Origin of the sequence: Pseudomonas sp. OE 28.3 (assembly GCF_014268205.2) — a bacterium.
In the GTDB taxonomy this organism is placed as follows: Bacteria; Pseudomonadota; Gammaproteobacteria; order Pseudomonadales; family Pseudomonadaceae; genus Aquipseudomonas; species Aquipseudomonas edaphica.
In genome coordinates, this window is record NZ_CP077082.1 from 2,439,651 (window position 1) to 2,464,773 (window position 25,123).

The 25,123-nt window shown below is 58.9% G+C and carries 23 protein-coding genes; 10 read left to right on the plus strand and 13 right to left on the minus strand.

Annotated features, from left to right (window positions below):
* Nucleotides 1-122 precede the first annotated feature (122 nt).
* The 4 genes from HU759_RS11150 (at nt 123) to mnmH (ending at nt 3,383) form a co-directional block, all read left to right on the plus strand.
* Nucleotides 123-374, plus strand: a complete 252-nt coding sequence (locus HU759_RS11150) for a hypothetical protein (protein WP_017134560.1) — start codon at nt 123-125, stop codon at nt 372-374.
* Nucleotides 375-402: 28 nt separating this feature from the next.
* Nucleotides 403-1,152, plus strand: coding sequence for a TerC family protein (locus tag HU759_RS11155; RefSeq protein WP_017134559.1), 750 nt, complete (start codon nt 403-405; stop codon nt 1,150-1,152).
* A gap of 93 nt (nt 1,153-1,245) precedes the next feature.
* Complete coding sequence (gene selD, locus HU759_RS11160; RefSeq protein ID WP_186618202.1) at nt 1,246-2,280, plus strand: selenide, water dikinase SelD; 1,035 nt, start codon at nt 1,246-1,248, stop codon at nt 2,278-2,280.
* The gene (gene mnmH, locus HU759_RS11165; RefSeq protein ID WP_186618203.1) at nt 2,280-3,383 is read left to right on the plus strand and encodes a tRNA 2-selenouridine(34) synthase MnmH; all 1,104 of its coding nucleotides are present in this window, start codon (nt 2,280-2,282) and stop codon (nt 3,381-3,383) included. Before selD ends, mnmH begins: the two co-directional genes overlap by 1 nt.
* Nucleotides 3,384-3,501: 118 nt before the next feature.
* Here the strand turns inward: mnmH and HU759_RS11170 are convergent, their stop codons facing one another.
* Together HU759_RS11170 and HU759_RS11175 are read right to left on the minus strand one after the other, a co-directional pair.
* The gene (locus HU759_RS11170) at nt 3,502-4,557 is read right to left on the minus strand and encodes a permease (protein ID WP_186618204.1); all 1,056 of its coding nucleotides are present in this window, start codon (nt 4,555-4,557) and stop codon (nt 3,502-3,504) included.
* Nucleotides 4,558-4,756: 199 nt separating this feature from the next.
* On the minus strand, nt 4,757-5,458 hold the full coding sequence (locus tag HU759_RS11175) for a histidine phosphatase family protein (RefSeq protein ID WP_177034974.1): 702 nt from the start codon (nt 5,456-5,458) through the stop codon (nt 4,757-4,759).
* Nucleotides 5,459-5,709: 251 nt separating this feature from the next.
* Here HU759_RS11175 and HU759_RS11180 point away from each other — a divergent pair, with 251 nt between their 5' ends.
* The 3 genes from HU759_RS11180 to hemB all read left to right on the plus strand — a co-directional run bounded on the left by HU759_RS11180 (nt 5,710) and on the right by hemB (nt 8,344).
* Nucleotides 5,710-6,408, plus strand: a complete 699-nt coding sequence (locus tag HU759_RS11180; RefSeq protein ID WP_186618205.1) for a glutathione S-transferase N-terminal domain-containing protein — start codon at nt 5,710-5,712, stop codon at nt 6,406-6,408.
* Nucleotides 6,409-6,411: 3 nt separating this feature from the next.
* Entirely contained in the window at nt 6,412-7,254 is an 843-nt protein-coding gene (locus HU759_RS11185; protein ID WP_186618206.1) for a PhzF family phenazine biosynthesis protein, read from the plus strand.
* 115 nt (nt 7,255-7,369) lie between these two features.
* Nucleotides 7,370-8,344 carry a porphobilinogen synthase gene (hemB, locus tag HU759_RS11190; RefSeq protein ID WP_017137781.1) on the plus strand — a complete coding sequence of 325 codons (975 nt, stop codon included), beginning with the start codon at nt 7,370-7,372 and terminating at the stop codon, nt 8,342-8,344.
* Between the two features lie 75 nt (nt 8,345-8,419).
* Here hemB and HU759_RS11195 read toward each other — a convergent pair whose 3' ends face one another.
* From HU759_RS11195 to HU759_RS11210, 4 genes are all read right to left on the minus strand, one after another.
* Entirely contained in the window at nt 8,420-8,833 is a 414-nt protein-coding gene (locus HU759_RS11195; RefSeq protein WP_176992423.1) for a hypothetical protein, read from the minus strand.
* 208 nt (nt 8,834-9,041) lie between these two features.
* The gene (locus tag HU759_RS11200) at nt 9,042-9,422 is read right to left on the minus strand and encodes a hypothetical protein (RefSeq protein WP_177034976.1); all 381 of its coding nucleotides are present in this window, start codon (nt 9,420-9,422) and stop codon (nt 9,042-9,044) included.
* Nucleotides 9,419-14,164 (minus strand): RHS repeat-associated core domain-containing protein, encoded by a 4,746-nt coding sequence (locus HU759_RS11205; protein ID WP_217858160.1) that lies wholly within the window; start codon nt 14,162-14,164, stop codon nt 9,419-9,421. The genes HU759_RS11200 and HU759_RS11205 overlap by 4 nt, the downstream gene beginning before the upstream one ends.
* A gap of 184 nt (nt 14,165-14,348) precedes the next feature.
* Nucleotides 14,349-14,963, minus strand: a complete 615-nt coding sequence (locus HU759_RS11210; protein ID WP_017134642.1) for a LysE family translocator — start codon at nt 14,961-14,963, stop codon at nt 14,349-14,351.
* Between the two features lie 145 nt (nt 14,964-15,108).
* Here HU759_RS11210 and HU759_RS11215 point away from each other — a divergent pair, with 145 nt between their 5' ends.
* Nucleotides 15,109-16,194 (plus strand): DUF1615 domain-containing protein, encoded by a 1,086-nt coding sequence (locus HU759_RS11215; protein WP_186617355.1) that lies wholly within the window; start codon nt 15,109-15,111, stop codon nt 16,192-16,194.
* A gap of 90 nt (nt 16,195-16,284) precedes the next feature.
* On the plus strand, nt 16,285-16,710 hold the full coding sequence (locus tag HU759_RS11220) for a PaaI family thioesterase (RefSeq protein WP_017134644.1): 426 nt from the start codon (nt 16,285-16,287) through the stop codon (nt 16,708-16,710).
* 244 nt (nt 16,711-16,954) lie between these two features.
* Here HU759_RS11220 and HU759_RS11225 read toward each other — a convergent pair whose 3' ends face one another.
* From HU759_RS11225 to HU759_RS11235, 3 genes are read right to left on the minus strand one after another with little or no spacing between them, the layout of a single operon-like run.
* Nucleotides 16,955-18,136: an acetyl-CoA C-acetyltransferase gene (locus tag HU759_RS11225; protein ID WP_138454037.1), complete on the minus strand. Its 1,182-nt coding sequence runs from the start codon at nt 18,134-18,136 to the stop codon at nt 16,955-16,957.
* Between the two features lie 11 nt (nt 18,137-18,147).
* On the minus strand, nt 18,148-18,807 hold the full coding sequence (locus HU759_RS11230; protein WP_017135011.1) for a CoA transferase subunit B: 660 nt from the start codon (nt 18,805-18,807) through the stop codon (nt 18,148-18,150).
* 31 nt (nt 18,808-18,838) lie between these two features.
* Nucleotides 18,839-19,537 carry a CoA transferase subunit A gene (locus HU759_RS11235; protein ID WP_017135012.1) on the minus strand — a complete coding sequence of 233 codons (699 nt, stop codon included), beginning with the start codon at nt 19,535-19,537 and terminating at the stop codon, nt 18,839-18,841.
* A 133-nt stretch (nt 19,538-19,670) separates the two neighbouring features.
* On the opposite strand from HU759_RS11235, the gene HU759_RS11240 reads away from it, so the two are divergent.
* Complete coding sequence (locus HU759_RS11240) at nt 19,671-20,573, plus strand: LysR family transcriptional regulator (protein WP_186617357.1); 903 nt, start codon at nt 19,671-19,673, stop codon at nt 20,571-20,573.
* A gap of 122 nt (nt 20,574-20,695) precedes the next feature.
* Here the strand turns inward: HU759_RS11240 and HU759_RS11245 are convergent, their stop codons facing one another.
* The 4 genes from HU759_RS11245 to HU759_RS11260 all read right to left on the minus strand — a co-directional run bounded on the left by HU759_RS11245 (nt 20,696) and on the right by HU759_RS11260 (nt 25,007).
* Nucleotides 20,696-21,025: a hypothetical protein gene (locus tag HU759_RS11245; protein WP_017135014.1), complete on the minus strand. Its 330-nt coding sequence runs from the start codon at nt 21,023-21,025 to the stop codon at nt 20,696-20,698.
* A 605-nt stretch (nt 21,026-21,630) separates the two neighbouring features.
* Entirely contained in the window at nt 21,631-22,476 is an 846-nt protein-coding gene (locus tag HU759_RS11250; RefSeq protein WP_186617358.1) for an NAD-dependent protein deacetylase, read from the minus strand.
* A gap of 8 nt (nt 22,477-22,484) precedes the next feature.
* Nucleotides 22,485-22,925, minus strand: coding sequence for a CBS domain-containing protein (locus HU759_RS11255; protein ID WP_017135016.1), 441 nt, complete (start codon nt 22,923-22,925; stop codon nt 22,485-22,487).
* 132 nt (nt 22,926-23,057) lie between these two features.
* Entirely contained in the window at nt 23,058-25,007 is a 1,950-nt protein-coding gene (locus HU759_RS11260) for a DNA topoisomerase III (protein ID WP_026013519.1), read from the minus strand.
* Between the last annotated feature and the right edge of the window lie 116 nt (nt 25,008-25,123).

Consider the following 25,123-nt stretch of genomic DNA (forward strand, 5'->3'; position numbering starts at 1 on the left):
TTCGTAAAAACCGAAGTATACGTGAGAAAAATACGAATTTTACTGAACTGTTCAGCTGCATAGAATGCCTCGCTATCGAGGGGCCACTATTTGGACCCAATGGTTCTAACGAGGAATACATGATGAAACTCAATTCCCTGGGCGCGGCGTCCGTCCTTGCGCTTTCATTGGTGATGATCAGCGGCTGTGATCAAGTCGAAAAGAGCGCGCAGCAGGTGCTGGGCAAAGCCACCGAATCGGCCAAACAAGCCATCGATGACACCCACAAGGCCGCCGAGCAGGCATTGAGTGAAGCGACCCAAGGTTTGATCAAACCTGAAAAAGACGCTGAGCAGGCCGAAAAAGAATCTGAAACCCAGCGTAAAGAAGCTTAATTTCCCAGCACAACGTCAGGACTGACCTATGGACTACCTTTTACAACTGGCCGCCAGCCCGACCGCCTGGGTGGCACTGGCCACCTTGATCGTCATGGAAATCGTGCTGGGCATCGACAACCTGATCTTCATCTCGATCCTCACCAACAAGCTGCCCGAAAAACACCGGGCCAAAGCGCGGCGTATAGGCATCAGCATGGCGTTGATCCTGCGTCTGGGCCTGTTGAGTACCATCGCGTTTATCGTGCAACTGACCGCGCCGGTGTTCGAAATTTTCGGCCAGGCGTTTTCCTGGAAGGACATGATCCTGATCGCCGGTGGCCTGTTCCTGGTGTGGAAGGCCACCACCGAGATCCACCACAGCATGGACCCGGAGCCCGAGGAGAAAGCCAGCGTCAGCAACACCGTGGCCATCGGCTTTGCCGCCGCGATTGGGCAGATCCTGTTGCTCGACCTGGTGTTCTCCATCGACAGCATCATTACCGCCGTGGGCATGACTGAGCACTTGCCGATCATGATCATCGCCGTGGTGGTCTCGGTGATCGTGATGCTGGTGGCGGCCGAGCCGTTGGCCAAGTTCATCAACGACAACCCGACTGTGGTGATGCTGGCCCTGGGCTTCTTGATCATGATCGGCATGACGCTGATCGCCGAAGGTTTCGGCGCCCATGTGCCAAAAGGCTATGTGTATGCGGCCATGGCGTTCTCGGCGGTGATCGAATGCCTGAACATTGCCCGGCGTAACCGTCACAAACGCTTGCTCGCAGCCCGCCCGTAAGCGCTGAAGCAAAAAGCCGGCTGTGCTCACAAGAGCCCAGCCGGCTTTTTGCTGTCTGTTAGAATCGGCCCACTTGTTACCTTGAGGTCCACCATGAACGAGCCGATTCGCCTCACCCAGTACAGCCACGGCGCGGGTTGCGGCTGCAAGATTTCGCCCCAGGTGCTGGAAGTGATCCTCGCCGGCAGCGGCGCACAGAACCTCGACCCCAACCTGTGGGTGGGCAACGCCTCGCGTGACGATGCGGCGGTGTACGCCATCGACGACGAACGCGGCGTGGTCTCCACCACCGACTTTTTCATGCCGATTGTCGATGATCCGTTCGACTTCGGCCGTATTGCCGCCACCAACGCGATCAGCGATATCTACGCCATGGGCGGCGACCCGCTGATGGCCATTGCGATTCTGGGCTGGCCAGTGAATGTGCTGGCGCCGGAAGTAGCCCGCGAAGTGATCCGTGGCGGCCGCTCGGTGTGCGACGCCGCCGGTATTCCGCTGGCCGGCGGGCACTCTATCGACGCGCCGGAGCCGATCTTCGGCCTGGCCGTGACCGGCATCGTGCAAAAGCGCCATATGAAGCGCAACGACACCGCCACCGCGGGTTGCAAGCTGTACCTGACCAAACCGCTGGGCATCGGCATCCTTACCACCGCCGAGAAGAAGGGCAAATTGCGCGAGGCGGACATCGGCCTGGCCCGTGACTGGATGTGCACGCTCAACAAGCCTGGCAGCCGTTTTGGCAAGTTGGCCGGCGTAACGGCAATGACCGATGTCACCGGTTTCGGCCTGTTGGGTCATCTGGTGGAAATGGCCGACGGCAGTGGTCTCACCGCCCGCATCGAATATGCCAAAGTCCCACGCCTGGCCGGAATCGAGGACTACCTGGACCAAGGCTGCATGCCCGGTGGCACCTTGCGTAATTTCGACAGCTATTCAAGCAAGCTGGGGCGTCTGCAGGAACTGCACAAGCGCGTGCTGTGCGACCCACAGACCAGCGGCGGCCTGCTGATCGCCGTTACCCCGGAGGGCGACGCCGAGTTTCACACTGTGGCCGCAGAGCTGGGCCTGAGCCTTGAGCCAATCGGCGCACTGGTTGAGCGACAGACCCACGCGGTAGAGGTGTTTTGATGGCAACTGACATCACCAACTACCGCGACATCTTCCTCAACGACCGGCCGATGATGGATACCCGCGCGCCGATCGAGTTCACCAAGGGCGCGTTTCCCGGCGTGGTCAACCTGCCGCTGATGACCGACGACGAACGCCAGCGGGTCGGCACCTGCTACAAACAGCAGGGCCAGCAAGCGGCCATCGTGCTGGGGCATGAGTTGGTGTCCGGGGCAATCAAGGCCGAGCGCATCGAGCATTGGGCGCAATTCGCCCAGGCCAACCCCGACGGTTACCTGTACTGCTTTCGCGGTGGGCTGCGCTCGCAAATTGTGCAGCAGTGGCTGAAAACCGAGGCCGGCATCGACTATCCGCGCGTCGGCGGTGGTTACAAGGCCATGCGCACCTTTCTGCTGGAAACCCTGGAGCAAGCGACGGCCGAGTGTGATTTCGTCTTGCTCGGCGGCATGACCGGGACCGGCAAGACCGAGGTGTTGAGCCAGTTGCGCAATGCCTTGGACCTTGAAGGGCACGCCAACCATCGCGGCTCCAGCTTCGGCAAGCGCGCGACGGCGCAACCGTCCAACATCGACTTTGAGAACCGCCTGGCGGTGGACCTGCTGAAGAAACGCGCGGGCGGTATCGAACAGTTTGTGGTCGAGGACGAAAGCCGCATGATCGGCAGCTGTGCACTGCCGTTGCCGTTGCATAAGGGCATGCAGACCTTCCCGATGGTGTGGCTGCAAGACAGTGTTGAAGGCCGCGTCGAACGGATTCTGCGCGATTACGTGGTTGATCTTTGCGCCGAATTTATCGCGGTGTTTGGCGAAGGCGGGCAGGCGTTGTTTGCCGAGCGCTTGACCCAGAGCCTGGCCAACATCCACAAGCGCCTGGGTGGCGAACGCTTCCAGCGCTTGCAGGCCATTTTGCAAGATGCCCTGGCAGAGCAGGCGCGCAGCGGTGCTGTGGATTTACACCGGGTGTGGATCGAAGGCCTGTTGCGCGAGTATTACGACCCGATGTATGCGTTCCAGCGTGAAAGCAAAGGTGCGCGAATCGAGTTTGGAGGGGAGCAGGGCGCGGTGGTGGAGTACTTGCGCGAGCGGGGTGCCAGGCGGGGGTGATGCGGTGGGTTTGAGGGCCTCATCGCAGGCAAGCCAGCTCCCACATTTGACTGCATTCACAGATCAACATGTGGGAGCTGGCTTGCCTGCGATTAGGCCCTAAGCCCCACAACAAAGCCTAAAGAATCACCGCCCCGATCAGCCCACACACCACCCCCACCAGCATGGTCAGCCCGGCCACCGTCACCAGCACCCGCGCGTCGAAGTCCTTGCGCAGCATCAACAGCGACGGCAGGCTCACGCTGGGCAAGGTCATCAGCAACGCCACGGCCGGGCCGGTGCCCATGCCCAATGTCATCATGGTTTGTACGATAGGAATCTCGGCTGCCGTAGGAATGACGAACAGCGTGCCGACGATGGCCAGCGGTATCAGCCACACCAGGCTATTGGCCATGGCCCCGTCGACATGGGGAAACAGCCACACCCGCGCGGCGCCCAGAATCAGCACGGCGACGATATAGATCGGGATCGTGCTCCAGAACAGCTGCCACAGGGTCCGCAGCCACCGGCTCAAAAATGGCTGCGACTCGGTCTGACTCACGTCAGCCACTGCGTCCAGTGCCGCTTCCGGCACATGGTCGGGACGGGCAATGCGTTGTGCGACCAGCGACACGCCCACCACCAGCACAATCCCCGCCACCAGGCGTAACGCGGTAAAGCCCCAACCCAGCACAAAGCCCATGAACACTAAGGTTGCCGGGTTCAGCACCGGGTTGGCGATCCAGAAGGCCAGCGCCGCGCCCACCGACACCTGCTGACGGCGCATGCCCGCTGCCACCGGGGCCGCGCAGCAACTGCACATCATCCCCGGCAAGGCGAACAGCCCGCCACGCAGGGTCGAACCCAGCCCGGCGCGGCCAAACAGGCGCAATAGCCAGTCGCGGGGGATCAACACTTGCAGCAGTGACCCCAGAATCACCGCCAATACGGCAGCTTTCCAGATCGCCAGGAAATACACCTGGGCATAGGCCAATGCCGCGGCCAAAGGCGCGCTTTGCTGATCGTTGAGAATCGAGGCGCCGATGCTGTGGTTATCCGCAGCGACAAAGGCCTTGAGGTAGTAGGGCGACCACTTCACGTAATAGAGGCCGATGCAGGCCACCAATATGAACAGCGCTGGTTTCCACCAGAACGACCAGCCCCGGTTGGGCTGGGTGGAGATGAGGTTGGGCATGGTGCAGGTCCGCAGATGATTCAATAGCGGGGCATCATACGCGCCTACTACCGATCGTTCCCACGCTCCTGCGTGGGAATGCAGGCTGAGACGCTCTGCGTCGCGACGCTGGCCCCAGCACCTGAACCTCGCGCAGGGTGAAAGTTGAGCGTTACGGAGTGAATTCCTACGCGGGAGCGTGGGCTCTATCTGCAGGGCTTCAGATATCCGCGCTCACTTGGGTTGCATCCGGGCATGTCTGCTGGCCGTTATCCAGGCCTTGCTTGTAGTTGCGGCTCAGCAGCGAAGCCTTGCCGTTGTGCCAGGTCAGTGTCAGTACATAGAGCGTGTCGTAATCGCCGCCCGACCAATCGTCCGTGATGGTGTGTTTTTCACCCGAGGCTTCACTGGCCACCCGGTTGATCAGCTCCGGCAAATAACCGTGTGACCAGGCGGTGTAGATGATGGAATTGTGGTACTTGTCTTCAACCAGCTCATCGGCGAGGTCGTGGGTGTCATTGGCGGAGAACTTGATGTTCACCGGCAGGCCAAGCTTGATGGCGCTGGGGCTGATGGTCATCAGGGGCCGAATGTAGCTGTAGGAATTATCGTGCTCGCCTTCCTCGACATTGCGCGTCGGGTCGGGCGCAAACACGTAGTTGGCCTTGCCGAATTTTTCCGGCAGCACGGTGGCCAGGTTCATCGCGCGGTTCAAACCCTGGCAATTGAGCTGGCCGAGGCCGCCGACGGGTTTTTCGCCGTGGCGCAGGAACACCAGGGTTTGCACACCGTCCACCGGCGCGGCGCGGCTGATTCGCGACTCCAGGGTCAGGCCGATGGCGCCGCCCACCAGCAATAGCGGCAACATGATGTAGGCATAACGTTTAATACGTTGCGCAAGGCACAGAGGCTTGATTGTCATTGTAGGTTCGAGTCTTCAGTGCGGCGATTAAGGCGGGCAAGCCTGGCCCCAGCGACGCATCCGGCGTGCTGCGGTTTAACCTGTGATTGTTACGGCGTATCTCCTTTCACCGTCATGGCGCAGTTAAGAGTGTGAATCGGCTCTTTGGTTCGCCTGTGCGCACCATAGCGCGGCTATGTTGCGCAATGATGACCCATGCAGGACGGCGTGCAGGTGGCTATTATGGGGACTTTGAGCCTGGGGACTTCCCGATGAACGCACTTGCCGCTTTCCCGATCAACAGCAAATGGCCCGCCCAGCACCCGGAGCGCTTGCAGCTGTATTCGCTGCCCACGCCCAATGGGGTCAAAGTGTCGATCATGCTGGAGGAACTGGGCCTGCCTTATGAAGCACATAAGGTCAGTTTCGAGACCCAGGACCAGTTGTCGCCAGAGTTCATGTCCCTGAACCCCAACAATAAAATCCCGGCGATCATCGACCCCAATGGCCCGAGCGGTCAGCCGCTGGCGTTGTTCGAATCCGGCGCAATCCTGATTTACCTGGCGGAAAAAACCAGCCAGTTGCTCTCCGAAGACCCGGCCACCCGTTACGAAACCCTGCAGTGGCTGATGTTCCAGATGGCCGGTATCGGCCCGATGTTTGGTCAGGTCGGGTTCTTCAACAAGTTTGCCGGCAAAGCATACGAAGACAAACGCCCACGTGATCGCTACGCCGCCGAATCTCGGCGTTTGCTCGGCGTGCTGGAAAAACACTTGCTGGGCCGCACCTGGATCATGGGTGATGAATACAGCATCGCCGACATTGCCACCCTCCCATGGATCCGCAACTTGATCGGTTTCTACGAGTCCGGCGACCTGGTTGGCATCGCTGATTTCCCTAATGTGCTGCGCGCGCTGGACGGTTTTGTCGCCCGCCCGGCGGTGATTCGTGGCCTGAGTATTCCGAGCTAAGACATGCCGACTTTCGATTTCAAGCAACTGGATGTGTTCAGCCGGGTTTCGCTCAAGGGCAACCCCTTGGCGGTCGTGCTCGGCGCCGATAGCCTCACCGACCAGCAAATGGCCGACTTCGCCAACTGGACCAACCTCAGCGAGACCACGTTTTTGCTGACGCCGCGGGATCCACGGGCGGATTATCGGGTAAGAATTTTTACCACGCTTAAAGAGCTGCCGTTCGCCGGGCACCCGACCCTGGGCAGTTGCCATGCGTGGCTGCAGGCAGGCGGCGTGCCCAAGGGTGAGGAGATTATCCAGGAGTGCGAAATCGGCCTGGTGCGTGTCCGTCGCCAAGGCGATGAACTGGCGTTTATTGCACCGCCGTTGTTGCGCACAGGGCCGGTGGAAACGCCCCTGCTGGAGCGCGTGCGCCTGGGGTTGGGCCTGGCACCTGAGGCCATTGTGCGCAGCCAGTGGGTGGATAACGGCGCGGACTGGCTGGCGGTGATGCTGGCCGACCGCGAGCAGGTGTTGGCCTTGCAGCCCGATTACGCGCAATTGCACGGCCTGGCCATTGGCGTCATCGCGCCCTGTGACCCGGCGCGTGACGAGGTGGACAGCCACTTTGAAGTGCGCGCTTTTATCGCCGGTGACGGCGCCCAGGAAGACCCGGCCACCGGCAGTTTGAATGCCGGTGTTGCCCAATGGTTGCTGGCCGAAGGCCTCGCGCCCGAGCGGTATGTGGTCAGCCAGGGCACCGCGATTGGGCGTGCCGGGCGAATTCACGTGGAGCGCCAAGGTGATGAAATCTGGGTGGGCGGCGCAGTGGCGGCGTGCATCGAAGGGCGAGTCCAGCTCTAGATCAATATATTGTTACGGCCCACGCAATACACTATTGGCCCCTGGGCGTTTGTGCTGCGGGGGCCAAGGGGCATAAGCTTTTGCCCCAACTATTCTGCCGCTATCCAGGAAAGCCATGACCAGCCAGTTCCCCCAAGCCCGTCCTCGCCGCCTGCGCCGCTCCCCGGAGCTGCGTGGCCTGTTCCAGGAAACCGAATTCACCCTCAACGACCTGGTACTGCCGATTTTTGTCGAAGAAGAAATCGACGACTTTGTGCCGATTACCAGCATGCCGGGCGTGGTGCGTATTCCTGAGAAAAAACTGGCCGGTGAAATCGAGCGTTATGCCCGTGCCGGGATCAAGTCGGTGATGACCTTCGGCGTGTCCCACCACCTGGACGCCAACGGCAGCGACACCTGGAAAGAGCGCGGCCTGGTCTCGCGCATGTCCTCGATCATCAAGGACGCCGTGCCGGACATGATCGTGATGTCTGACACCTGCTTCTGCGAATACACCGACCACGGCCACTGCGGCGTGATGCACGGTGCCCACGTCGACAACGACGCGACCCTGGTCAACCTCGGCAAACAAGCCGTGGCCGCCGCCCGTGCCGGTGCCGATGTCATCGCACCGTCGGCCGCCATGGACGGCCAGGTCCAGGCCATTCGCCGTGCCTTGGACGACGCGGGCTTCACCCATATCCCGATCATGGCCTACTCCACCAAATTTGCCTCGGCCCTCTACGGCCCATTCCGCGAAGCCGGCGGCAGCGCCCTCAAGGGCGACCGCAAAAGCTACCAGATGAACCCAATGAACCGCCGCGAAGCCGTACGCGAGTCCCTGCTCGACGAACAGGAAGGCGCCGATGCGCTGATGGTCAAACCGGCTGGCGCCTACCTCGACATCATCCGCGACATTCGCGAAACCTCACGCTTGCCGGTGGCGGCGTATCAAGTGAGTGGCGAATACGCGATGATCAAGTTTGGCGCCCAGGCAGGCGCAATTGATGAGGCCCGGGTGGTGCGCGAGACGTTGGGGTCGATCAAGCGGGCTGGCGCGGATTTGATTTTTACGTATTTTGCGATGGATTTGGCGTTGGCTGGGATTTGATTTTGGGTTGTGGGCCTGTGGCGAGCGAGGTTGCTCGTCACAGGTGCAGTGCTCTGTGATGTTTTGCGATCACGCTCAGTTGAATTTTTCATAGTCTTGGGCACCCAATGATGCCAGCCATTTTTTAAAGAAGTCGATTTGTTCTTTTGGGTCGTTCGTTAGATTCTCTTCTTCATAATCAAAGATGTGAACTATATCTTTTCTAGTTGCTTGTTTGCCTAAGGTTATTTCGTAAGCAACAAGTCCTGCACTCATTTGAGATGCCATTCTTGAAGGCATTACATTTAATTTTGCGCCTTTGCATAAGAAGGTCATATGGGGGAAGTCGGCTCTGACTTTTGCGAGGCAAACGTAAATGTCCCTTCCTTCATAAATTTTCTTGAAGTTTTCTGCTTCTGAAAATTTCATGATGAGTTTTCTTTTGTCAAACTTTACTGTTGTTTCTATTTTTTTATCGTTTACTAGTATTTTTATTTTTTTCGTTTCCATGTTTTTTCTGCTTGGAAGTTGGGTTTAATGGCCTGCATGGCTTTCGTTGGGTTTTATTGGCGTGGTAACTAGAGTGTCGCTGTGTATATTTTGTGGTGAATGGAAGGTTCTTTTTATTTTGGGGAGGGGATCTGATCCTAAAATTCCGAGGTGAGGTCGCTGGCCTGTGGCGAGAGAGGTTGCTCTTCACAGATGCAGCGAACTACGTCTACACCGACTCAGCCCAGCGTTGGCAGAAATCATGTTGCTCCTGTATGTCGTTGGTGAGATCGTCTTCTTCATAAGAGAAAATATGCACCATCTCACCCTCCGGAACTCCCATGGTCGTTTCATAAGCAACTAGACCATTAGACATGTGCGAAGACATTCCTGATGGGTGGACATTGATTTTTGCACCCTTGCATAGAAATTTTATATCTCTCAAATCGCTCCTTAATAAACCGAAACATTCATATAGGTCTAATGCGGTGTAGCTTTTCCGTGCTTCATTCTTCAGCAGTATATAAAGAGTGGGCCTGCCCCCCTCATATTCGATTATTGCGGTTTCACGTATGCCGTTTCTGATGATTGTGATTTCACGTGATTTCATGGAAATTTCCTATTAGGGTTCAATATGGTGTACCCCTTGTAGGTGCCATCTTCATACACTGGCGAGGCACCTAAAATGTCTTGGGTATCTATACGTCCCGGGATTGCGATTTCTGACTCATTACTGTGTTTGGATCGCATGCCCAATTCTTTGTTTACGTCTCGTCCAGGGATTCTTTTTAGTGTGTAAAGGAACCCTTCCTCGAAGCCAAAATTTGAAGCAAATGCCAGAGCTTGTTTACTGTATATCGACGTAGGAACAAAGTTGCTAGGGGGGCTAAGGTTGTTCAATGAGTGCAGGAAAAGGTCTGTACTCGATCCTCTGCTCTCAAAGCCTTTTTCGAATATTTCATCGGGCTCTCTCAAATCTCCACGATATAGATATCTTCTCTTATTAAGTGGGGTCGGTGGTGATGACGATTGATCATCAACCTTTGTTTTTTCAGTTGGGCTCTCTATTTTCGACTGCGGTATACATCCATTGTCACCTGGACAAGTGTTCAAACCTAACGGATCCACCCAACCAGTAGGATTGAGCACATACCGGTACGCGTTAATCCCACCCGCCAGCTTCACCGGATCCGGCGTCAGGTAGCGACCAATATCTGGATTGTAGTAGCGATGCCGGTTGTAGTGCAGTCCACTTTCCGCATCGAAATATTGGCCCTGAAAACGCAACGGGTTGTCGATTTTTCTGATGTCTAGGCGGGCGATTTCACCGTAGGCGCGGTAGTGCGCGGACCAGACGATTTCGCCTTCGGGGTTTGTCAGTTCCTGTGGCGTGCCGAGGTGGTCGAGTTGGTAGTGAAAGGGCTTTGTTTCTTGTGGGCCAAAGCCTTCCAGCAGTACCAACGGGCGAAAACTATCTGGCTCGTAGATATAGCTGCGATGGCAGTCCGCGTGGTGTTCAGCTACCAGCTTGTCGCCTTGCCAGAAAAACTCCGTGGTTATGTCGTTAACGGTTTTGCTGACCCGCCGTCCAAATGGGTCATAGCGATAGCTGGCGGTTTGCCCGTTTGGTTGAGTAATACCCACCAGCCGATGCTGGCAGTCGTAGCGGTACTCGGTGACGAGCTGATGACCCTTGCCGCGCCGCTGGCGGATCAAATTACCGAAGGCGTCATAGTCATAATGATGATCGCCTTGGATCATCAACCTGTTCCCCGCCACGATGTCCGGGCCGGGGCGGTCTTGCATCAGCAGGTTGCCGGCCGGGTCGTGGCCGAAGCGTTCCTGCACGTCTTGCGAGTGGTCGGCGCGGGTCAGGCGGGCGAGGGGGTCGTAGTGGTAGTGGTGTTCGCCTTTGCGGGTATCTAGCAGGCGGGTGAGGTTGCCGGTTTTGTCGTAGTCGTATTGGCGTTGGTATAGCGTGTGTTGCTGTTGGCTGACCGCGTGGGCGTGCAGGCGGTTTTGGTCGTCGTAGTGGTAGTGGCTGAGGAGTTGGCCTTGTTGGCGTTGGTGTTCGCGGCCGGTTTTGAACAGGTGCGAGGTGAGGGTTTCGCCGTTCAGTTCGACGGTGGAAAGGTGGCCGCCTTTGTCGTGGTTGAACACCAGCCGGTTATTGTCCGGGAGGCGCAGGTTTTTAAGTTGGCCGCAGGCGTCGTAGCCGTAACGCAAGGTGCCCCAGCCCTGGTGTTCGGCGTTGAGGCGGTTTTGTGGATCGTACTCGTAGGCCAGCGCCCAGTGGCCGTCGTCGACGCTGAGGAGGTTGCCTTGGCGGTCGTAGGCATAGTCGACAACATTGCCGTCTGGCAGGGTTTTTCTTACGAGGCGCCCGGCGTGGTCTCGCTTGTAACGGGTAACGAGCTGACTGCCGTCGTCGCCGTGTTCGGTTTTTTCCGCCAGGTTGCCGTTGAGGTCATACACGTAAGCCGTGCGCTGGCCGTCAAAGCCGATTTCCTGCTGGATCAGGCCGTTGGGGTGGTAAGCGAGTCGGTAGGTTTCGCCCACCTCGTTTTCGATCGAGGTCAGCAGCAGGCGCGCATTGTCGTAGCGGTACTTGACGTGGGTGCCATCGGCGTTGATACGGCGGCTGATCAGGTGCAGGCCGTCGGCGTATTCGTAGCGGGTGACGTGGGTAAGTTCGTCGTGTTCGGCGGTGATTTTTCCGTAGGCGTTGTAGCTGTATTCGCGTGTTGCACCGCCTGGCAATACGACACGAATCAACCGACCCACGCTGTCCCACTGAAACTGGGTCAGCGCTCCCTGTTCATCCTCGCGGGCAACCTGCCGACCAAGGTCGTCATAGCGATAACGCTTGATACCCCCATTGGGCAGCAGCTCCTCAAGCAACTGCCCACGCTCATTCCAAACCAGCCGATGGCAACTGTTATCGGGAAACCAAACCCCCGTCAGCTGCCCATATTTGTTGTAGCTGTAGTCCGTAATATTGCCGTCAGGATCGGTCTTGCGAATGACGTCGCCCTGATCGTTACGCTCATACTTCCAAACGGCCTCACCACGGCGTACAACCCGCACGAAACCGTTGTCATGCTCGTAGGACGTCGGCTCATCGTCCCCCGGAAACAACGCCACCAAGCGTCCGGCTTCGTCGTACTGATACGCCGTCACCGCCCCAAGCGGATCCTGCTCTACGGTCAGCCGGCCCTTGTCGTCATAGGATTTGAAGTGTTCAGCGCCGTCCGGATCAATGCGCTGCACCAGCCGCGCACGGTCATCGTGGACATACACTTCCCGGCTGCCATCAGCGTTATGCACCGTGACACGGCCGTCATCCCCCCAGGCATACCGCGTATCCATCTGCGAGAAGCTGGCCCAGTGCCGAACACACCGCGCCGCCTTGCCAGCCCGTTCCCATGCCCAAAAGAAGCTCGCCCCACCGGCCAACCCACGCTCAAGAATGACGTGCTGCTCGTCGTAGCGATAAACCTCGCTTTCACCCACGGCATTGGTCGCAGAAACCAGTCGGCCAAGGTCGTCATAGGCGTAGGAAACAACCTTCTGCTCCGTCACCCATTCAAACGGTTCGTGCCCCTTGGCCCGATGAACCTGATAGTCCACCGCCACAATGCGGCCCAGCTCATAACGCAGAAACAGCGAGCGACCCACACCGTTATCCAGCCGCTCAACCCGCCCCAAACGATCGCGGAAAACCCGCAACCGGTTGTCATACGCATCGCTGATGGCTGTCAGCACACCCTCTTGAAAGTGGTAGAACCGCGACGCCTGGGCCAGCACCAGTTCATCGGGCAGATCACCCAAAAAGATCGCCGCTTCAGCCAAGCTATTGGTAATCGCCGGTCGAGCAGCGGAGGGCAGCACAAACTCAGTACGGCGATTCTCATGATCCGTCCACACCACCGAATCACCGGAAACAGAAAGCCGCTGCGCCAGCGAATGACTCCAACCAAACCCCAACCCGCAATCGACTTCCACCGCACTGGTGCGATACAACCGCGTCCACTCAAACGGCAAAACCCCATCCAGCGTGCCGTCTGTGAGCGTCAGCAATTCCTCGCCGGTGACCATCGAAACGGGGCAACCGTGGGTGACGGTTTTGTCCGCAGGGGCCGCCGCATCGCCATTGAGGTTCTTGCCCGAAGCCGGCACATCATCCACAGGTTCCTGGCGCACCAACGCGGTCTGCTGCGTCTTGCCGCGCACCGCCGGCACCGGGTTGGCAACCAACTGGTCCCCAGCCTTCAGCGGCGCAACCGGCACGGTCTTGATCGGCGTCGGGGCACTGCTCAGCAACAAGGGTTTAACCGCCGCTACATGTGGCTCCAACGTCGGCCCCACATGCTGTTTTGCCAGCAACTCGAGCAAACTCCGCGCCCGTCCGGACTTGATGTGCCCGAGGACTTGAGTGCCCAGGCGTACTGCCACGCCCATGCCCGCCGTCGCCCGAATCAACAGCAAGTTGATCAACACCTCGCCGGTGATTTCGCCCATCAGCTCCTGCAAGTCTTGCGGCGGCAGCAGGCGCATCCAGCTGACCATTGCCGACACGTAAATGAACAACAGCGGCTCATCGCTGAGTACCAGCAGGCCGTTGGCGATCGCGTCATTGCTGAGTGTCAGCAGCTCATCAAGCTCGGCCTGGGAGATGTACTTGAGCAACTTTTCGCTGTTGGGCTTGATGTCCGCCAACATGTCAAACAGCTGCGTCAAGTTGTCCCAAAGGGTGTAGAGCGCCGTGCCCATGCCATTGAGAGCCGCTTTCTCCAGCATCCTGCGTTGATCAAGCGGTTTGGCGTCGGTATAAATTCTCCACTGCGCTTGGAAGGTGTCGTTCCACTCTTTACGCAGGCGCTCTTCCAACCCCGCAATCACTGACTGATAAGACGCGTACAGTGCCTTGACGTGATCTTTGGAAACATCGGGGTAAAAACTGATTCGGTACGATTGATTACGATCACACTCGGTGATTTCGAGAATGCCGCTGGGGCCGATGGTGTGGTGGATCGGCTCGCCCAATGAGCCGCCGTTGGGATCGACGCGTTGCAGCACCACCGGCGTATTGCCGATGGGCACAAAACGCGTGCTTTGGAACATATGCACCAGGGTCAACGTGCCATTGGCCTGGCACGTGGCAACGGTGCTACTGGGAATGATGGAGCGGTTGATCGGGGCGACCAGCGCCACCTCATCCCCGACCTTGAACACCTGCTCGACATCCAGCGCCGAGAAGCTCCAGAAGCTCGACGCCCATTCGTCAAAGGTATTCAGGCATTCGCGAAAATCACGGAAGACGCTTTCAACGTCGACCGTCTTCACGTCCATTGGGGTCAGGGTCAGCCTGCCAATGGCCGGGTTCAAGCGCTAGCCCCTTTGGCCCGGGCTCTAACTAACAAAACCATCTGCAATCCCTCGCACTGTGTGATCAGGCGAAGGACTTTGCAGCGGTTTTCAGGAAGGATCTGTAGAGCTTATCCGGGTGTTGGGTAGGAGGTTTCGCTAGTTCTTGTCAGCGCTGCGCAAACGCCAGGTTCAACCCCAACCCCGCAAAGGCTGCGGCAAAACTGCGGCGCAACCAATTCTGTACCCGTGGTGACTCGATCACGGCACGGCGAAACACATTGGCCAGCAGGCCGTACACCACAAACACCGCAAACGTCATCGCCATGAAAACGCCACTTAGTACCAGCATCTGCACAGCGGGCGCCGTGCTGCCGGGGGTGACGAATTGCGGCAGGAAGGCCAGGAAGAAAATCGTCAGCTTGGGGTTCAGGATATTCAGCAGAAAGCCGCGCAGCATCAGGCTGCGTGCAGTTGCGACCGCTGGTGTGTCGCTCATGGCGAAGGCCGAGCGGTCACGCCAGGTGGCATAGGCAAGATACAAAAGGTAGGCCGCCCCAGCGAATTTCAACGCCTCAAAGGCCAGGGCGCTGGTATGCAGCAGGGCGGAAAGGCCCAATATCGATGCGAGCAAGTGGGGAATGATCCCGGCAGTACAGCCCAACGCGGCGAACAGGCTGGCACGCTTGCCGGCAGTGAGGCCGGTGGACACGGTAAAGATCACCCCAGTGCCGGGGATCAGCACGACGATCAGGCAGGTGACGAAAAAGTTCAGGCTGAGCATGGCATTCAAACTCCTTGTACGAATGGTCGATGACCGATCCTGTCACGTTCAGTGATAACTGGCGAGTGCAACAGGTCGGCGAACCCCGGTTAGACTTACCTGTCGATATCCGCACAACCGGCCCGTCGTTATTCAAGGAAACCCCATGTATTCAAGCCGCCTGATCCTGTGCCTCACCACCTTGCTGGTGCTGGCCGGCTGCTCCACTCCACGCGGCCCGCAGCAGCCTGAGCGCAGCGAGGCCGAGGTGAAGGCGCAGATTGTGCGGCTGTTACCGGCCACGGTGGCGGACCGCAACGGCTGGGCCAAAGACATCTACACCGCCTTCGACACCCAGAAAATCTACCCCAGCAGCGAAAATATCTGCGCTGTGCTGGCGGTGACCGAGCAAGAGTCCACCTATCAGGTAGACCCGCCGGTGCCGAACATGGGCAAGATCGCCCAGGATGAAATCCTGCGCCGCGCCGGCAAGGTCCATGTGCCGGCCTTTGTAGTGCGTACCACGCTGCAACTGCGTTCGCCGACCGGCAAGACTTACGCCGAGCGCTTGAATGCCGCGCGCACAGAGAAGGACTTGAGCAGCATTTTTGACGATTTCATCAGCATGGTGCCCCTGGGTAATACCTTGTTCGGCGGCTTTAACCCGGTGCACACCGCCGGCCCCATGCAGGTCAGCATCGATTTTGCGCAGCAACACGCCCGCGATTATCCCTACACCGTGGATGGCACAATTCGTCGCGAAGTCTTCACCCGTCGTGGCGGCATGTACTTCGGTATCACGCATCTTCTCGGTTACCCGGTGAGCTACGACCAGCCGCTGTACCGCTTTGCCGATTTCAACGCGGGGTGGTATGCCAGCCGCAATGCCGCGTTCCAGGCTGCTGTCAGCCGAGTCAGCGGCACCGAGCTGGCGCTGGATGGGGACCTGATTCGTTATGGCTCACTGCTGCCCGGCACCACCGAGTTGGCGGTGCGTTCCCTGGGCGCGAAGCTGGATATGCGCAACCCCAGCATCCGCAGCCAGCTGGAAAAGGGCGAGCAGCTCGATTTCGAAGAAACCACCCTCTACAAACGCGTATTTGCCCTGGCCGACAAAGCTGCCGGCAAGCCTGTGCCGCGCGCGATTTTGCCGGGCATCGTGCTCAAGAGTCCGAAGATCACCCGCAACCTCACCACCGCGTGGTTTGCCAAGCGTGTGGATGAGCGCTATCAGCGTTGCATGAAGCGTTAGCTGATTGTTGATCATTGGCTTGGCTGATCTTGATGGTGAACTTGGGGAGGCTGGGGTACACCTCGTGTTTTGGCCAAGGAAGAGCTCGCCATGATCACTTACACCGTGCCCGAAGGCTTTGTCTCGCTGCCACGCAGCAGCCCGTTGCTCGACCTGTTAGGTCCGGCGTATTGCCGGGGTGAAGGGTTGCAACTGGAAATCGGCCTGCGTGCCGACAACCGCCACGCCAATGGGCGCGGCACGGTGCACGGTGGGGTGTTGGCAACGCTGGCGGATGTCGGCATGGGCTATGCGATGGCGTTTTCCAGCGAACCGCCGTTACCGCTGATAACCGCTAGCATGACCCTGGACTACCTGGGTGTCGTGCAGGTGGGGGAGTGGATTGTGGTGCGGCTGGAGCACCACAAGCGTGGCAGGCAGATGGCGTTTGCCACCGTGAGCCTGCAAGTGGGGGACAAGGTGGTGGCACGGGCGAATGCGGTGTTTGCGGTACCTCACTCTGACGATGAAGATTAAATGTGGGAGCTGGCTTGCCTGCGATAGCGGTGTGTCAGCCAAGCAGTTGTTACCTGATACACCGCTATCGCAGGCAAGCCAGCTCCCACATGAGTATTGTTTTTTTTCAGGAAAACCGGGCAAAGAAAAGGCCCGATTTTTCGTGGAATCGAGCCTTTTCTCATGTTGCTCTTGTCGACAGGGGCTGCTGCGCAGCCCAACGGGAGCAAGCTCCCTCGCCACAATTAGCCTGTTGCTCTTTAGATCAACTGCGCTCGAGGGCCAGCGCTACCCCTTGGCCGCCGCCGATGCACAAGGTGGCCAGGCCTTTCTTGGCGTCGCGCTTGATCATTTCATGCAGCAGGGTCACCAGCACGCGGCAGCCTGAGGCACCGATCGGGTGGCCGATGGCGATGGCGCCGCCGTTGACGTTGACCTTGTTCGCATCCCACTCCAGCTCTTTGCCCACCGCCAGAGATTGCGCGGCGAAGGCTTCGTTGGCTTCGATCAGGTCCAGGTCACCCAGGCTCCAACCGGCTTTGTCCAGGCAGCGGCGGGTAGCCGAGACCGGGCCGATGCCCATGATCGCAGGGTCCACGCCGGCGTTAGCATAGCTGGCGATACGCGCCAGCACCGGCAGGCCGAGAGCCTTGGCTTTTTCGGCGCTCATCAACAAGACAACGGCGGCGCCGTCATTGAGGCTGGAGGCGTTGCCGGCGGTGACGCTACCCTCTTTCTTGAACGCGGGCTTGAGCTTGGCCAGCGACTCGGCTGTGGTGCCGGCGCGCGGTTGCTCATCCACGGCGAAGGACAACGGATCACCCTTGCGCTGTGGAATCAGGATCGGAGTGATCTCATCGACAAACCGGCCGGCTTCGATAGCGGCGGCGGCTTTCTGCTGGGAGGCGGCGGCGAAGGCGTCCTGGGCTTCACGGCTGATGCCGTACTTGTCCACCAGGTTCTCGGCGGTGATGCCCATGTGGTAGTCGTTGAACGCATCCCACAGGCCGTCAGTGATCATGCTGTCGAGCATCTTGGCGTGGCCCATGCGCAAACCGGTGCGCGCAGCGGGTAATACGTACGGCGCCAGGCTCATGTTCTCCATGCCGCCGGCGATGATCACCTCAGCGTCACCACAACGGATGGCTTGGGCACCCAGGTGCAGGGCTTTGAGGCCCGAGCCGCAGACCTTGTTCAGGGTCAAAGCCGGCACCGCATGGGGCAGACCCGCCAGAATAGAGGCCTGGCGCGCCGGGTTCTGGCCGCTGCCTGCGGTCAGTACCTGGCCGAGGATCACTTCATCGACCTGAGCCGGGTCCAGACCGGTCTGCTCCAGCAGGCGACGGATCACGGCCGCGCCCAACTCCGGTGCCGGAATGCTGGCCAGCGCTCCTTGAAAGCTGCCCACGGCGGTGCGGGTGGCAGCAACAATCACGACGTCTTGCATGGAATCTGTCCTCACTGGAAGTGCATTTCTGGAACGTGGTCCGGGACGATCAGTTTACCGGCGGTCTTGCTCACAATCTCTTCAACGCTGACGCCAGGTGCGCGTTCCTTGAGGACAAAAGCGCCATTTTCGATTTCCAGGTACGCAAGGTCTGTCAGCACGCGCTTGATGCACTTGGCGCCGGTCAGCGGCAGGCTGCATTGGCTGAGCAGTTTGGACTCCCCGTCCTTGGACGCGTGGGTCATGATCACGATGATGTTTTCTGCACCGGCCACCAGGTCCATGGCGCCGCCCATGCCCTTGACCAGCTTGCCGGGGATCATCCACGACGCGATGTTGCCTTGCACGTCCACTTCAAATGCGCCGAGCACGGTGAGGTCGACATGCCCGCCGCGAATCATTGCGAAGGACTCGGCAGAGGAGAAGATCGAGGCGCCGATGCGTGCGGTCACAGTTTGTTTGCCGGCGTTGATCATGTCGGCATCGATGGTTTCTTCGGTCGGAAACGGGCCCATGCCGAGCAGGCCGTTTTCCGATTGCAGCATCACTTCCATGCCTTCGGGGATGTAGTTGGCCACCAGGGTCGGGATGCCGATGCCGAGGTTGACGTAGAAACCGTCCTGCATTTCGCGGGCGACGCGTTGAGCCATTTGTTCGCGGGTAAGAGCCATGTGTTGTCTCCTTATTATTTGGGCTGGCGGATTATTTGCGGACGGTGCGCTGTTCGATGCGCTTCTCGAAGGTGCCGCAAATGACTCGGTCGACGTAAATCCCTGGGGTGTGGATATGCGCCGGGTCCAGCTCGCCCGGTTCGACGATTTCTTCAACTTCGACCACGGTGATCTTGCCCGCAGTAGCCGCCAGCGGGTTGAAGTTCTGCGCGGTATGGCGGTAGATGACGTTGCCGAAGTGGTCGGCTTTCCAGCCTTTGACAATGGCGAAGTCGCCGGTGATGGACTCTTCCATCAAGTACGGGCGACCGTTGAACTCGCGGGTCTCCTTGCCTTCGGCCACCGGAGTGCCGACGCCGGTGGCGGTGAAGAAGGCCGGGATGCCGGCGCCGCCTGCGCGCATTTTTTCGGCCAGGGTGCCTTGGGGCGTGAGCACCACTTCGATTTCGCCGCTGAGCAGTTGCTTCTCGAACAGCGCGTTTTCACCGACGTAGGAGGCGATTACCTTGCTGATCTGCTTTTCTTCCAGCAGTACGCCCAGGCCAAACCCGTCAACGCCGCAGTTGTTGGAAACCACGGTCAGGTCGCGGGTGCCTTTGCGCTTGATCTCGGCGATGAGGTTTTCTGGAATGCCGCACAGGCCAAAACCACCGGAGAGCACGGTCATGCCGTCTTCCAGGCCTGCCAGTGCTTCTTCATAGGACGCCACGCGTTTATCGAAACCTGCCATATGCACCTCTTTTATTGTTTGTGGGCCAGCCAATGAACTGAGTGTTGCGCCGACGGATTGATTTGTTAAGTTGTTTTTTAAGGTTGATTGATTTAGAAAACAGCATAGTCCAATCGCCGCCCGGAGCAGCCTCATGACCGTCAAACAGATGCGCGCCTTTCTCGCCGTGGCCCAAAGCCTGAGTTTTGCCGCCGCCTGCGAGCGCCTGCACCTTTCCCAGTCGGCGCTGAGCCTGACCATCAAGGGCTTGGAGGAGGGCCTGGGTGGCCGCCTGTTCAGCCGCAATACCCGCAACGTCGCACTGACACCCGAAGGTGAATCGCTGCTGCCGTTGGCGCGCCGGTTGATTGCCGACTGGGACAATGCCGAAGACGAACTGCGTCAACGTTTCACCCTGCAGCGTGGCCGCGTCACCGTGGCGGCGATGCCTTCGTTTGCGGGCAACCTGCTGCCACCGATTCTTAAGATATTCCGCGCACGTTACCCGCAGGTGAATGTGACGGTGCATGACCTGATCAATGAACAGGTGCTGGAAATGGTCCGCGATCGCCAAGTGGAGCTGGGCGTGGCGTTCGAGCCATCCGAAGGTTCGTCCCTGGCATTCACGCCTTTATACCTGGACCGGTTTATTGCGGTGGTGCCCGGTGATTCGCCCTTGGCGCAATGTACCGAAGTCGACTGGAAAACCCTGTTGGAACACCCGTTCATCACCCTGCAACGGCCCTCGACGGTGCGCGTGATGCTGGAGGAGCACCTTGGGGCCTTGCAGATGAAATTGCCGGTGGCGTTGGAAAGCCATCAATTGGCCACGGTCGGCAAGATGGTTGCCAGTGGCCTGGGTGTCAGCGCCGTGCCTGCGCTATGCGCGCGCCAGATGGAGGAGGCGGGCGCCCATTGCATCACCTTGAGCGATCCGGTGATCGAGCGGCCGATTGGCGTGCTCACCAAGCCCGGTCATGAACTGTCGGCGGCGGCGCAGGTGTTGTTTGATATTTTTCGCGACGAAGCGGCGAAGGGACGTTTCCCGAAGTTTTGAGCGTGCCACAAAACAAATGTGGGAGCTGGCTTGTCTGCGATAGCCAGTTAACATTCAACAAAAGTGTTGGCAGTTAAACCGTTATCGCCGGCAAGCCAGCTCCCACAGTGGGCAAGTTTTACTTAGTAGTAGCGGTCGATCACTTTAACTTGCGAGTTATCCTTGAAAGATGCCCAGGCATTGTTAAGTGTGTCGAATACTTGCTCAATGAAGTTTCGATCGGCCGCCGCTTTCTTGCCGACATAACCCTGGCCGCGGCGGTACATCTTCAGGCGCGCCGCGAGTTCACGGTGAGTGCGGTCAAACTCGGCTTCTTCGGTGTGGGGCGCCAGGCAGTCAATTTTGACTTCGCCCGACTTGCCAACCCACAGGATATGGTCGTCGAGTTTGTCTTTTTGCGCTGCGAACATCTCAGCCAATTCATCGATAGTTGGTTGGTTGTTCAGATTCATGTGTAAGCCCCTTGACCAGTTGGCGATCTATCAGTTGGTTCGTTAAAACTGCTTAGTTGTCTCCGGTTGCGAAAACCGGGCGTCAGTAACGGTCTGCCGAATACGGGCAGGGTCTTGAACCTGATGCATGTAGTCTTGCTGATGAGCGGCTACGTAATGGTTTCATCACGAAGACAAGCAGCGTTTGAGCTCCTTGTACCGATCCTTGCGGGCCGGTCAGCTTCATCAATCTGCCTTGTGGGCAGTGCACATCCGGAAAAAACAGCTCGGCGGTCAGACGAGCTTGTTCAAAACGCGTGTTACCAACGCTCCCGATCCGGGAGACGTCTCGATAATGCAAGGACAAAAAGGTTACGTCAACGATTATGTAGTGATTATTTTTAGTCACTACATAAATTGCTGTGGGGACGGGAGAATGCGGGAAAACGTGACTTGGCCGTCATTTTTTGTGCGGTGGGTCGTGGTGGGCAGGTAGCCAATCCAACGCGCAATCCCTGTGGGAGCTGGCTTGCCTGCGATCGCGGTGTGTCAGCCAAAGAGTTGTTAACTGATACACCGCTATCACAGGCAAGCCAGCTCCCACAGTTGGATTTTCGGTGGTTTTGCTAACTCAGTCGTTCGGCCAGCAGAGGCAACAACCGCTCGCATGACGCCTCGATTTTCACCTGCAACAGCTCATCCCCACGGGTCTTGCCCAGGTTGATGGCTATTACCGGCTTGCCTTGCTCCACCATCGCTTTGCACAGGCGAAACGCCGAATAGGCCATCAGTGAAGAACCCACCACCAGCAGCCCGTCTGCATGCCCCACGGCGGCCATGGCCCTGGCTGCCGTAGCCGGTGCCACGTTCTCGCCAAAAAACACAACGTCTGGCTTCAAGCGCTCGCCATTGCAATGGGGGCAGCGAGGAACCTGGAAGCGTTCTTCAAAGGTCGGATCGAGCAGGGTGTCACCGTCGGGCGCCTGCACTGCGTGGACCTGCACCAGGTAAGGATTGTCGATTTCCATCTGCCGCTGAATCACATCGCGGGTACTGCGCTGCTGGCAGTCCAGGCACAGCACACGATGCAGGCTGCCATGCAGTTCGATCACATCATGGCTGCCGGCCTGATCATGCAGGGTGTCGACGTTTTGCGTGATTAGCCCGCTGATACGGCCACGCTGCTGCAGCGTGGCCAGCGCCAGATGAGCCTGGTTCGGCTGCGCAATACGCACCCGTGGCCAACCCAGCATGGCGCGTGCCCAATAGCGGCGGCGCGCTTGAGCGGTGGCGAGGAATTCCTGGTACATCATCGGCGCCTTGCCACGGCGCACGCCTTCGCTGTCGCGATAATCCGGGATGCCCGATGACGTGCTGATACCTGCACCGGTCAAGACCAAAAAGCGTCGTTCAGCCATGGCCCGGTACAGGGTGTCGAGGTGATTTTCTTGATGGTCCAGCGTATCGAGCATGGGGTCCCCTATTCGCCGCGGATGTACTGCTCCAGCTGTTTGATCAAGTCGGTCTGTTCGGCAATGGCCTCTTTTACCAAGTCACCGATGGACAGCAGGCCCTTCAGTTCGCCGTCTTCGACCACTGGGAGGTGGCGCAAGTGACTGTCGGTCATGATGTTCATGCATTCTTCGACACTTTTATGGGTATCCACGGTGATGACCGGTGAACTCATCACCTCATGGACCTTTGTGGTAACCGAAGAGAGTCCCTTGAGGATGAGTTTGCGGGCGTAATCACGTTCGCTGATGATTCCGACAACCGCGCCGTCTTTGACCACCGGCAAGGCCCCGACGTTTTTCTCTGACATCCGCACCAGCGCCTCAAAGACCGTGTGGTCCCATTGAATGGTATGGACGTCCTGGTTCTTCTGGTCCTTGGCTTTGAGCAGTTGTGCAACGGTTTTCATGGCGGCCACTCCGGTGTTGTTATTAGGAAGTCAGCGAGTCCCTTACAGAATCCTAGACGGGCTACAGCGCCGCAAGGCCCAAAGCGGCGTTAAACCCGTCGAAAAACGTCATTCGCCGGATTATTTCGCTATTCAGCCGGCACTGTTCGGCTTTTTCGCCCGCTTTGGAGCGCCTGTCGTCTTGCGCGGTGCAGCCTTGCGCTTGTTTTTCCACGGCGTAGCACCTCGGCCTGCCGGGCTGGCTGGGCCGGTGATGGTCATGCGCATGCCATTGCAGCGTGCCACTTGTTTGCTCATCCAGGCCGCCTGCTTGGCGACGAATTCTTCCAGGCTCATTTCACCGCTTTGCACCATGTCCAGCGCCTGCTCCCAGATCGCGGTGGTGCCTGGGTCGGCAATCGCCCGAGGCACCGCGTCGATCAGGCTGAACGCCGCCGGAGTGGCTGACAGTGCCTTGCCGTTTTTGACCAGATAACCCCGGTCGAGCAAACCCTGGATAATCCCCGCGCGGGTGGCTTCGGTGCCGATGCCGGTGGTGTCCTTGAGCTTTTGCTTGAGCAGCGGGTCTTCCACCAGTTTGGCGACGTTTTTCATCGCCTTGATCAGGTCGCCCTCGGTGAAGGGCTTGGGCGGCTGGGTCCACAGGTCTTTGAGGTTGACCTTGGCCACCGCGTAATCCTGGCCTTGCACCAAGGTCGGCAAGGCCTGTGGTGCAGGAGCTTCACGGCCTTTGGCAGGCGCCAGCGCCTCGGGCAGGGCGCGTTTCCAGCCTGGCTCGATGATGACTTTGCCTACCGCGCGCAAGGCTTGGCCGGCGCAGTCGAAATCCGCCTGGGTGCGATCGTATTCATGGTTGGGCAGGAACTGCGCCAGGTAACGCGCGCGAATCAGCGTGTAGACCGCACGGTGTTTGCCGGCCAGTTGCGCGACGTCCTTACCGGCACCCGTAGGAATGATGCCGTGGTGCGCGCTGACCTTGGCGTCGTTCCAGGCCCGCGAGCGGCGTTGCGGGTCGATATGCGGCATCAACTCATTCACCGCCGCATCCGCGCGGGCCAGCGCGGCCAAGATCTTCGGCGCATCACTGTGTTGGCTGAGCGGCAGGTAGCCGCAATCACTGCGAGGGTAGGTGATGACTTTGTGGGTTTCGTAAAGGGACTGCGCGATGTCCAGGGTTTCCTGGGCGCCGAGGCCGAGCTTCTTGGAACAGATTTCCTGCAACGTGCCGAGGTCGAAGGGCAGGGGCGCCACCTCGCGCACGCGTTCGGTACGCAGTTTGACCAACCTGGCGCTGGCGGCGTTGGTCATCGCATCGGCAGCATCGCGAGCCAGTTGTGGGTTAAGACAGCGGCCTTGATCGTCGCAGGCATCCTCAGCGGCCCGCCATTGAGCCGTAAAGGTCATGCGCTCATGCCGCAAGTCGACATCAATGGCCCAGTAAGCCACCGGCACAAAGTCGGCGATGCTGCGGTCGCGGTCCACCACCAGGCGCAAGGTCGGGGTTTGCACGCGGCCCACCGGCAATACGCCTTGATACCCGGATTGACGCCCGAGCAAGGTAAACAAGCGACTCATGTTCATGCCGATCAACCAGTCGGCGCGTGAGCGGCCGAGGGCCGAGTGATACAGGCTGAAGGTTTCGGCGCCGGGTTTGAGGGCGGCGAGGGCTTTGCGAATGGAGGCGTCATCCAGCGCCGACAGCCACAAACGCTGGATCGGCCCGCGATAGCGGCAATGCTCCACCAACTCACGGGCGATCATTTCGCCTTCGCGGTCGGCGTCGGTGGCGATCACCAGTTCCTGGGCTTCCCCGAGCAAACGCTTGACGGCCTTGAACTGGCTGGCGGTCTTGGGCTTGACCAACATCTTCCATTTTTCCGGCACGATTGGCAGGTCGGCCAGCACCCAGCGCTTGTATTTGGCGTCGTAGGCGTCGGGTGGGGCGGTTTCCAACAGGTGACCGATGCACCAGGTGACTGTGACCCCGTTACCCAGCCAGCACCCGTCGCCACGCCGACTGGCGCCGAGCACGGCCGCGATATCCTTGGCCTGGGAGGGTTTTTCACAGAGGTACAGCCGCATGGTCATCACATCAGATCGGGTCGATGCCTTGCAGGATGCTCAGTCAAAGGCAATTGAGCAACTGTTATCTGTATGGATGTACAGCAATTTGTGTGGTCAGCACTCAGAAAAATGTG